Annotated in this window: 8 protein-coding genes; 3 read left to right on the plus strand and 5 right to left on the minus strand. The window is 65.4% G+C overall.

Annotation, left to right across the window (positions count from 1 at the left end; all coding sequences use genetic code 11):
* Nucleotides 1-157 precede the first annotated feature (157 nt).
* Nucleotides 158-1312: an alpha/beta fold hydrolase gene (locus tag ACFXKA_RS37850; protein WP_379431077.1), complete on the minus strand. Its 1155-nt coding sequence runs from the start codon at nt 1310-1312 to the stop codon at nt 158-160.
* A 386-nt stretch (nt 1313-1698) separates the two neighbouring features.
* On the opposite strand from ACFXKA_RS37850, the gene ACFXKA_RS37855 reads away from it, so the two are divergent.
* Nucleotides 1699-2163 carry a hypothetical protein gene (locus ACFXKA_RS37855; protein ID WP_379431078.1) on the plus strand — a complete coding sequence of 155 codons (465 nt, stop codon included), beginning with the start codon at nt 1699-1701 and terminating at the stop codon, nt 2161-2163.
* Nucleotides 2164-2612: 449 nt separating this feature from the next.
* Here the strand turns inward: ACFXKA_RS37855 and ACFXKA_RS37860 are convergent, their stop codons facing one another.
* Both ACFXKA_RS37860 and ACFXKA_RS37865 read right to left on the minus strand, forming a co-directional pair.
* Entirely contained in the window at nt 2613-4037 is a 1425-nt protein-coding gene (locus tag ACFXKA_RS37860; RefSeq protein ID WP_379431079.1) for an amidase, read from the minus strand.
* Complete coding sequence (locus ACFXKA_RS37865; RefSeq protein WP_379431080.1) at nt 4034-4888, minus strand: GntR family transcriptional regulator; 855 nt, start codon at nt 4886-4888, stop codon at nt 4034-4036. The genes ACFXKA_RS37860 and ACFXKA_RS37865 overlap by 4 nt, the downstream gene beginning before the upstream one ends.
* 787 nt (nt 4889-5675) lie before the next feature.
* On the opposite strand from ACFXKA_RS37865, the gene ltrA reads away from it, so the two are divergent.
* Nucleotides 5676-6938 carry a group II intron reverse transcriptase/maturase gene (ltrA, locus tag ACFXKA_RS37870; protein WP_379431081.1) on the plus strand — a complete coding sequence of 421 codons (1263 nt, stop codon included), beginning with the start codon at nt 5676-5678 and terminating at the stop codon, nt 6936-6938.
* Between the two features lie 534 nt (nt 6939-7472).
* Here the strand turns inward: ltrA and ACFXKA_RS37875 are convergent.
* Complete coding sequence (locus ACFXKA_RS37875; RefSeq protein WP_379431082.1) at nt 7473-8429, minus strand: SDR family NAD(P)-dependent oxidoreductase; 957 nt, start codon at nt 8427-8429, stop codon at nt 7473-7475.
* 100 nt (nt 8430-8529) lie between these two features.
* The gene (locus ACFXKA_RS37880; protein ID WP_379431083.1) at nt 8530-9114 is read right to left on the minus strand and encodes a flavodoxin family protein; all 585 of its coding nucleotides are present in this window, start codon (nt 9112-9114) and stop codon (nt 8530-8532) included.
* Nucleotides 9115-9361: 247 nt separating this feature from the next.
* Between ACFXKA_RS37880 and ACFXKA_RS37885 the strand changes: the two genes are divergently transcribed.
* Nucleotides 9362-10114, plus strand: coding sequence for a TetR/AcrR family transcriptional regulator (locus ACFXKA_RS37885; protein ID WP_379431084.1), 753 nt, complete (start codon nt 9362-9364; stop codon nt 10112-10114).
* Nucleotides 10115-10348: the final 234 nt, after the last annotated feature.

The following is a 10348-nucleotide window of genomic DNA, read 5'->3' on the forward strand; positions in this document are numbered from 1 at the left end:
CTGTTCTCCGACCGAGACTCATCCGGATTGGACGCCTGCGGCTTGGTGATCGAAGGCGGCTGGCCATTTCGTGGTTTCATCGCAGGTGGCGCCGGTGAGGTCGCCTTGGGCCGGGGCAGTCCCCGGCGGCTGCTGCAGGATGTGATCTGTTGCGGCTTTAGGCTGCGGCGCTGCGGGATTGGGTTTCGGTGAGGTGGGTGGCGAGCCAGGGCAGGGAGGTGTGCATGTGTGCGACGGCGGCGGTGAAGTGCTCCAGGCCGCGATAGCCGTGGAAGGTGACGTCGACTCCGAGGCGTCTCCAGTCGTCGCGCAGTTGTGGGGCTTGGCCGTAGCCGACGGCTTGGTCGGCGCGGCCGTGGGTCAGCAGGACCGGGGTGGCCGGGGCGAGAGCGCCGAGGCGGTTCTCGGTGAACCGTGCTTGCCAGTCAGGGGCAGCGAAGAGGTCGGTGGTGAGGTATCTGGTCTTGTTGAACTTGCGGGGTAGGCGGGTGAGGACTTGCGGGATGATGTGGCTTTCGGCGATGGCGGAGATCATGCGGTGGCCGCGGTCGTTGAGGTGGGCGTGGAGGTCGAGTTCGGGGTAGGCGCTCGCGTAGCCGAGGGCGACATAGGCCAGTAGCCATGCGAATCTCCCGCCGGTCAAGAAGTCGTGGTTGAAGTTCATATCGGCGGCGGCTCCGCCGACCGCGACTGCGGCGAGGGGGATGTCGGGGGCGTAGGTGGGTTGTAGTTGGGCGGCCCAGCCGGCGGCGGTGCCGCCTTCGGAGTAGCCGAACAGGGCGGCGGGTCCGTCGGGGGTGAGTCCGGCGTCGGGGAGTTGGCGGGCCGCGCGCATGCTGTCGAGGACGGCGGGGCTCAGGGCGCGGCCGACGACGTAGGGGTGGCCGCTGCCATAGCCGAGTCCGGGGTAGTCGGTGAGGGCGACGGCCCAGCCGCGACGCAGGACGGTGGCGATGAGGGCGGTTTCGTATTCGGTCCCGACGGTCAGTTGCAGTGAAGGCGCGCAATGGGTTCCGTGGCCTTGGGTGCCGATGGCGTAGCCGATCAAAGGGCGGGGGCCGGGGTAGGGCGCGCGCGGTACCAGGACAGTGCCCGAGACCACGTTCGGTTGGCCGAGGGCCGAGGTGCTGCGGTAGAGCATGCGCCAAGCGTGTGCGCGCAAGGCGAGCCCGGGCAGCAGATGCGCTGAAATCCGTTCGAATCGGAGCATCTGCCCGGCGGGGCCGCCGCCCGCTCCGCTCGGGGATCGATAGAAATCGCGGGTGTTCCTGGCGGTTGCGCTCAGGCTGAGGCGATCGGTCCAAGTTCGCATCGTTGCCACCTTGGTGCTCGGGTGGCAGCAGATTACCAGTATTCAGATACCGAAGGCACTTTCAGCGGCATGGCACGGATGACGCGACCACAGAGCCATGCTCACACCCGAGCAGTGCTGGCCGGAACCGCGCGCGACCTATTTCTGGCCGACGGTATCGCCGACACCTCGCTGATGCGGGTGGCTGAGGAGTCCGGGTACTCCAAGGGGCCGGTTATTCGAGCTTCCAGAACAAAACCAGCTCTACCGTGCAACGGTGGCTACACTGCTACCGAACCTCGGCCTGGCCGGGCTCGCCTCAGCGCGAAGGTCTGTGGGATGCGATGTCGGCGGCCCTGTCTGCCGGGCCACACGCGGCGGCGCCACCGGCCTCGTATGCTCCGGTCGTGCAATTGTTCGCGGTTGGCCCTGGTGCGTATGGGTTTGTCGCTTCGGAGCCGATGACGGTCGGCGTGGTGGCGGTGGGCCAGCATGTCACCGGCGTTATCGCGACCGGCCAGATCGCGACCGGCTTGATCGCATTCGGGCAGGTGTACGCCGGGGTGATCGCGATAGGGCAACTCGCTCGGGGCGGAATTGCCGTGGGACAGTTGGCGATCGGCTTGGCGGCGATAGGCCAGCTCGCGATCGGCGTCGCGTGGGTCGGGGGCATCGGGATCGGCGCTACCCGCGGATTCGGGGTGACGCTGGGCCTGTTTCCCGAGTCGGTGGTGAATTCCGCCCGGGCGCACCTGGGGTGGCGGTGGAACCAACTGCGTGGGATTCCAGACGACCGGCCCGTCGTAGAACCAGATCCGTCCTGGCGAATCCTGGCCGCAACCCTGGGAACTGCGGCATTGTCTATCGTGTGATGGTTCATCGCGGGCCGGGCCGTGATCGAGGCTGCCCGCGGTTGACCCGAATTGTTCACCGTCGTCTGCAAGGGCTGGGACAGTGCTGACGAGGGTCGAGCCGTTGGGCGTTGGGGTCGAGTGTGGGGTTCGGTAGTGCGGCGAGCTCGCGTCAGAAGTGAGACGGAATGGGGGCACAAGACGCCGTCGGAGGTCTGCGCGCAGAAGTTAGGCGCCTTCATCGGCACAGACCACTCGGAGAGGCTCTATCAGTAACCACTACTCCCTTATGTTGCTACGGCTAGGCTGCTGGACGGTGAGCTGGGACGGGTTTTCGGTCACGGGGTAGTACGCCGGGTCGGCGTATCGGGCGCCGGGGACTTTGTGGAGAGTTTCAGCGAGATCGGAGACGAAGCGGGCGAGGGCCGCGACTGCGTCGTTTTCCTCCGGGGCTTCGGACCACGTTGTCATCATTGGCCTTTCCTGAGGGCGGTGGGGATGGTGAGGTGATGGGTGGTGCGGCGTTGGTAGGCGTCGCCGGCACGGAGGACGAGGGATTCGTCGAAGTTCCTGCCGGTGATGGACATCGAGAGCGGGGTGTTCGTGCTGGACAGACCGATCGGGAGGGCGAGGGTCGGGTGTCCGAGCGGGTTCCAATACGGAGTGTGAAGGGAGGCGAGCACGTTCAATGGCTGGAGTTGGTCGATGGTGTCCAGGCGTGGAGCGCCGAGGTGGCCGGTGGGGGTGACGATCAGGTCCACGCGGTCCAGCAGGTCGGCTACCTGATTCTGGGCGATCCGCCGGACTCGTTGCGCCTGAACGTAATCCGCGCCGGTGACTGCCGAGCCGGCGGCGAGCAGGACACGGCTGCCGCGGCCGTAGTCGGTCCATCGCTCCAGCAGATCGCGGCGGTGGTAGGCGTGCGCCTCGGCCAGCAGGACCACGAGGTCGATGGCGATCACTTCGGGATACATCGGGATCTCGACCGGCACGATGGTCGCGCCCGCCGCGCGGAGCTCATCGATAGCGGCCGTGAACCGTGTCGGTTGCTCGGGATCGATGCCTGCCGCGGCGTAGCGGTCGAGGTTGTCCACGCCGACGGTGACGCCATGTAGATCGCCGGTCAGCGCTGCCGGATAGTCCTGAATCGGCGACCAGGCACTGTACGGGTCCGAGGGGTCGTGGCCCGCGAGAACGGAGAGCAGCAGGGCGCAGTCGGCGGCGGTGCGGGCCATCGGGCCGACGTGGTCCAGGGTGTAGCCCAGTGGCACAACACCGGATTTCGGGACACGGCCGAATGTCGGCTTAAGACCGGTGATTCCGTTGAACGCGGCGGGGATTCGGATGCTGCCGGCGGTGTCGGTGCCCACCGCGCCGAGGAACATTCCCGCCGCGATGCCGCTGCCGGAGCCCGAGCTCGAGCCACCCGCCCAGCAGTCCAGGTCCCACGGGGTGCGCGGGATGGGAAACGGCTTGTCCGGGTCCGGGATTCCGACCGCGAACTCCATGGTCGTGGTCTTACCCATGACGATTCCACCGGCGGCTTCCAGACGATGGATGGCGACAGCGCGCCCGACGGAATCCGCCCAGGCTGGATCGAGGACGAGGCTCTGGGCGGTGGTCGGTCCGTGGGGATGGGCCAGAATGTCCTTGATTCCCAACGGGATTCCGTCCAACGGCGAAAGCGGTGAGCCCGCGGCGATCTTGGCGTCGACGCGTACGGCTTGTTCTCGGGCCCGGTCGTCGAACCGGGTCAGGAACACGCCGACCTCACCGTCGTGGCGGTCGGCGTTGGCGATGGCCTGTTCGACCAATCCCACGGCGCTGATCTCACCGTTCCGTAAGGCCGCGACGGCGTCGGTGAGGCTTTGCATGGTTGGCGCGACAGTACTCACTTCGGCTCCTGGAAACGTCCGGCGGTCAGGGCTCCGGTCCCATTGATGCGCACAACCTGGTCGATGCGCAATTGCAAGTCACTGCACCAGGTTCCGAGTGCATAGTCGACGATCTCGCCGTCATTGTTGCGAATCGACTGCTCCAGCAGCATGACGGGCTCTCCCGGCATCACATGCAGCAGCGTGGCCACGTAGTCATCGGCGCGCGCGGCCTGCACGCCGATGTCGAAGGCGTCGATTTCGACGCCGCCATGATGCAGCAGCGAATAGAAGTCATCGACGAACGCGACCCGGTCGATACGGGCCGCCTCGGGTGAGCGCAGGTAGTTGGTGAAGATCGCCAGCGGGCGATCATCCAGCAGGAACACGTATTCGATGCACAGGCAGTCGTCCCCGGGGTCCACTCCGGTGAGCCGATCGCTGATGACCTCGGGCGCCGGAATCCATGCCCAATGCAGCAGCCTCGGCGCTATCCGGCCGAGCGCCAGATGTTCCTCGAGGGAACACCCTGCGGGTGGAAGTGCGCCGGTCACAATGTATTCCGATCGGATCGCCAGCGTGCCCATTCCCCGGCGGCGCTCGATCAATCCGGCACGCCGCAACAGGTCCAGTGCCTCGCGGACCACGTCGCGCGACGCCTGGTATTCGGCCATGAGCTCGGGTTCGGCCGGCAGCCTGCCGCTGTCGAAGGCCCCCGCGCGCAGGGCGGCGCGCATGGCATCGTGGAGTCGGCGGGCCAGCAGCTGCGATGCGGAGGGAATCACCTCGCGCAGCTGGTCGCGAAACCTCGATTGCTCGGTGTGGAAATCGTCCTTGCCGTCGCGCGGCGATAGTTGTGTTCTTAACTGCATGACCGAAGTGTGCGTCGGGCCTGCATTACGCGAAGGCGAATTCGGTTACGTTCCAGTTACGCGACCGGCGCAGCACTACTTACACTCATGACCTGCTCTTTCGCACGCCGACGTGACAAGTTTCGCGGCTCGGGGTTCCGATAGTAATCGCCGAAGAAACAACGGATAGTGCGTCACGAACGTGGAGAGGAGCTGGTGGTGTAGGAGGAGCTTCTCGAGGCGGTGCTGCGTGAGAGATGGAGGATTCTCGGCCCTCCGGTGTCGCCCTGCATGGGGGAGGCATCAAACCACCCTCTGCTGCGTTAGCTGAAGACTGTCGTGGTGAGCGATGAGGGAAAAGGCGTCCGTTGGAGGCGTCAGGTGGGGATCAGGAAGGCGTTGCGCTGAAAACCCTTGCAGGGGTTCGCTGTTGAAGCGTCGAAATGTTTAGGACGACATCGAAACCTGGGTTTTATCCGACCTTGGGATGAGTCTGGCGGGAACCTGCTTACTGGCCAGATGGTGTCCGGCGTGAAGGCGGCGCGAGCCTGATCTGCTGCTCTTGCGTGGAACGTGAGAAGGCCCGTCCCGATACTTCTGTCCGCGAAGATGATTCGCGGTCGGAGAGAGGGAGCATCCCAAGCGGAGAACCCGCGAGGGACCGAGTACCGATGCGGGACGGTGCTGACGGACTGGCTCGTAGTAGCTGGGAAGTTCCTGCCTGGCGCGGTGGGAATGGAGCCAAGGGGCCAGGTCATCCGTGGCTGGACTTGTTCGATCAACCAGGCGATGCCCTGGGAGGAGTCGCGTGAGTGAGCTGAAGTCAACAGGCAAGCCGTTCGAGATCTCCAAGCGGGAGGTCTGGGAGGCATGGGAGAAGGTCAAGGAGAACAAGGGCGGACCGGGAGTCGATGGGGTGAGCATCGAGGACTTCGAGAAGGATCTGAAGAACAACCTCTACAAGATCTGGAACAAGATGTCCTCGGGAAGCTACTTCCCGCCTCCGGTTCGAGCGGTGGAGATACCGAAACAGCACGGCGGCGGCACGAGGACCCTCGGAATCCCTTGCGTCGGAGACAGAGTGGCGCAAACGGTGGTGGCCGCGCACTTGGAGAAACGGGTGGAGCCGGTGTTCCATCCCGACTCCTACGGTTACCGGCCGGGAAAGTCCGCCCTGGACGCGGTGGGGATATGCCGGGAACGGTGCTGGAAGAAGGACTGGGTGATCGATCTCGACGTCCAGAGATTCTTCGACTCCGTCCGGTGGGACCTCATCGTCAAAGCTGTGGAGGTACACACCGATGCCCCGTGGGTGGTGCTGTATGTCAACCGGTGGCTCCGAGCACCGGTGCAGCAGCCCGATGGGACCGTGTTGGAGCGAACCCGAGGTACTCCCCAGGGATCCTCGGTGTCGCCCGTGCTGGCAAACCTGTTCCTGCACTACGCATTCGACACATGGCTGGTACGGGAATTCCCGACAGTCGAGTTCGAGCGCTATGCCGATGACGCGGTCGTGCACTGCATCACCGAGCGGCAGGCCCGCCAGGTTCTGGCGGCCTTGCAGGAACGGATGGCCGAGGTCGGACTTGCTCTGCATCCGGCCAAAACCAAGATCGTGTACTGCCGGGACGCGAACCGGCGCCAGCCATATGGCGTCACCCAGTTCACGTTTCTGGGGTTCACGTTCAGGTCCCGCACGGCGCGGACCAGGAACGGCGGCACTTTCGTATCGTTCCAGCCCGCGATCAGCCAGGAAGCCTTGAAGAAGATCGGTGCCGAGGTTCGCTCGTGGCGGCTTCATCACCGGACCGGCTCGACCTTCGCCCAACTGGCCAGAGCGATCAATCCGATCGTGACCGGCTGGATGCGATATTACGGAGCGTTCTATCCCTCCGCGCTGCATCCCCTCCTGACGCGCATCAACTCCTACCTGGTGCGCTGGATCCGCTGCAAATATCGGCGGCTGAAACCGGTGAAGAAAGCCCGCCGCGCCTACAGAAACGCGGTCCGGAAATACCCTGCCATGTTCCGGCACTGGCAGTGGACACCGCACGCTTGGCGAACAGGATGACAAGAGCCGGGTAACGGGAGACTGTTACGCCCGGATCTGTGGGAGCCCAGGGGTGAGATTCCCCTGGGCCACCCGACTGGCGTAAGTACATGGTCAGGCCGGGTGCCGCGTTGAGTTCAGCTCGCTACCGGTCTTCTGGCTGGCCGAGCACCTGGGCCCGGAGGCGGTAGCGCAGGTCGATTTCCTCCGGCGTCATCGGGTCGCCGGGACGGAGGATGCGAGCGGGTTTGGGCCGGAGTGGCAGGTCGTCGTTGTCGGTGGTGTTCTCGGCCTCTGCGTGCGCCCGGTAGAGAGAGGCGACGGACGGGTGCTCCCCAGCGTTCTTCCGGTCTGGATGGTGAGCTTTTTTGCGATGTCAGGGACGGGGACACCCCTGTTCTTCAGTGCGAGGGCGAAGGTGAGCGAGTCGTCGTCGATAACTTTGGGCCAGCCGCCGTGGTTGCCTTTGGACGCGGGTGGATCTGTCAGTTTCGAAGTCGTCTTCGGTGCATCTCTGCTTCGGTGATGCTGTGGTGCTGACGTCGGTTTCGGTGATCAGGGCTGTCTTGCCGATAGTAGGCGGGGTTCCTTCGGGGGCAGCGGGAACGGATCGAGGCCCGTGAGCGCCGAACTGGCAGACCATAATTCGGCGGCGGTGCCGGGGTCGGTCATGTGCGCTCGTGGTGTCTCCCGATGTGCTTGTCCGCGAAGGCCGAAAACCCGTGGCCCCCACAGTTCCCCGCCAGTGATGTCGGTGTCCAGGACGGCTCGGACGATGGCCCATGCCCCCGCGTGTTTGCCGTGCAGCACGACGCCCGCGGGCAGTCCGCGCATTCGCTGGGACGTGGTCCGGAAGAACAGCGGTTGCCGCGACGGAGTCAGCGAGTCCAGGGCACCGCCGGGATGGACGACGATGCTGGCGGTGGTGGTGCCGCGGGCTCGCAGGCGCCGATCGAGTTCGAAGCCGAACAGCATCTGAGCCAGTTTCGATCGTCCGTAGCTGCGTTTGGGTCGATAGCCGTGCTCCGATTGCAGATCGGCAAGATCCAGCCGCTCCGATCGCGCGGCGAAACTTCCCACGGTGATCACCCGGCTGTTCTCGGTGGCGTCCAGTACCGGCTCCAGGTAGGCAACCAGGGCGAAGTGTCCGAGATGGTTTGTCGCGAACATCAATTCGTGGCCTCGAGCGTTGACGTGGCGATCCGGGCCCGACGCCATCACCCCGGCGTTGAGTACGACCGTGTCCAGGCCTTCGACTCCGAGACCGGCTACCGTCGCGGGCAGCGAAGAGAGATCCGCCAGATCCAGGCGGACCCATCGCAGTCGAGCGTCGGGAACCCGTGCACGGATTGTCTGCGCCGCGAGCTCGGCCTTGGCGGTGTCGCGGCAGCCCAGCACCACGGTGGCGCCACCGGTCGCGAGCTGCTCGGCGACGAAATACCCGATGCCCGCGCTGGCGCCGGTAACCAGAACCGTCTTTTCCTCGGCCCGGCGGCCGATATGCCATGTCATGCCGTCGAGCCTCACCTCCCGCGCTTGCATCGCGCTCACATTCCGCTGGCGCCCCACCTCAGGGGGTTTGGCGCCTGCCGCAATGTTTCTGCGCGCAGCTCTATGACGCGACCGGATGGTGGTAGCGCAGCGCCTGTGTTGCGACCCGGGCCCCGAGGTGGCGCGCGGTGGCTATGTCGGCGGTGTGGACGGCGTCCGGGCCCTGGTCATTCCAGGTTTGAGCGCCCGCGCCGAGGTAGAACCCCAGCCGGTTGTCGTCGTGTTCGCTGCTGGTGGTGGTGTTCCAGCCGGGCAGCAGGCCCAGGCTGACCCAGTGCATGCCGTGTTGTGCGGCCAGCAGGGCGAGGTACTGCAGGGTGTGCAGCTTGTCGCCGCTCATCGATCCGGAGTTGGTGAACCCGGACGCGAGTTTGTCCAGCCATTGCTGGGTCATCCAGCGCTGGGAGGTCGATTCGGCGAATGCGTGGAACGCCCCGGATGCCGATCCCATGTAGGTCGGTGTTCCGAAGATGATCGCATCACCGGCATCGAGGATCGCCCACTTGGCGTCGGTCATGTCGGCTACGTCGACCATGTCGGCGCGGGCCTTGGGCACCGACTCGATGCCGTCGTGGACGGCCTTGGCGAGCTCGAGGGTGTGCCCGTAGCCGGAGTAGTAGGCGACGGCGACGTGAACGGATGGCATGTTGGATCCTTTCGTCGTACATGGCGGCTCCGGGCTGTCGTGAGCCCGCGGTCTTGGTTATGTCCGGGCAGCGATCGCGGGGCCACCTGCTCGGCGATCTGGTTCGGACGTGCGAGTTCGTTGTCGGTGAGGGTGATCCCGAGCGCGGCCGGGTTGTCTGCCACCCCACCCGATTGTTGACAGTGATAACGCTAGTTCCGTAACAACGTCATTGTCAACGTCAACATTTTTCCGTTATCATCGACGCATGTCATCAAGCGATCGACGCGGCGGATCGGACGATCAACGCGAGCGCATCCTGAGCGCGGCGGTGACGTTGCTCGCCGACGCCGGGCCATCCGGGCTGTCCACCCGGGCGGTCGCGACAGCGGCCGGAGTGCAGACACCGACGCTGTATCGGTTGTTCGGCGACAAGGACGCACTGCTCGACGCGGTGGCCAGTTTCGGTTTCGAGAGCTACCTCGCCGAGAAGCGCGCGTTCGTGCCCAGCCAGGACCCGGTCGAGGATCTGCGCCGGGGCTGGGAGACGCACGTCGAGTTCGGGTTGGCCAACCCCGCCATCTACACGCTGATGTACGCGAACCTGCGGCCGGACCGCCACCCCGCGGCGGTAACGGAAAACCGGGCCATCCTGCGCGGCATGCTCGAACGCGCCAACGGACAAGGGCTGCTCCGGGTACCTGTGGAGGCGGCCATGGTAGCCATCGAGGCATCTACGACCGGCGCGGTTCTGCTCCTGCTGGCCCAGCCGGAACAGGCGCGGGACGCCCAGTTGATCCGGCCGCTACGCGACATCGTGCTCGACGCCCTCACCGAGCAAGCCACACCCCGCGCCGACGACCGATCCCCCATCGCCGACCGTGCACAGTCACTACTCGGAATCATCACCCCCGCTGGCAACACCGACCCCGTGACCGACGCGGGCTTCAGCGTCTTCGAGGCCGGCCTGCTGCGCGAATGGCTCACGCGGCTCGACCAGACCCACCGGTCTCGCCGGTAGCAGCAACCGTCATCTCGATAACCGCGGCCAGCCAGCGGCCAGCTATCGTCCGATACCCGCCTCGACAAATTCCCCGGCCTTTGCATCTGATGCCATGTCGGTTCGAACGTGCTGGTGAAAGCCCCACGTACGAGTAGCCGGTTGCGTCCAATAGCGTGGTGTAGCAGCAGCGATCGGCTGTTGAGTCTGTCGTAATCCCCGGACAGCAGGGTGGCCACCGCGTGATCCTTCAGA

This window comes from Nocardia sp. NPDC059228 (genome assembly GCF_042754245.1).
In the GTDB taxonomy this organism is placed as follows: Bacteria; Actinomycetota; Actinomycetes; order Mycobacteriales; family Mycobacteriaceae; genus Nocardia.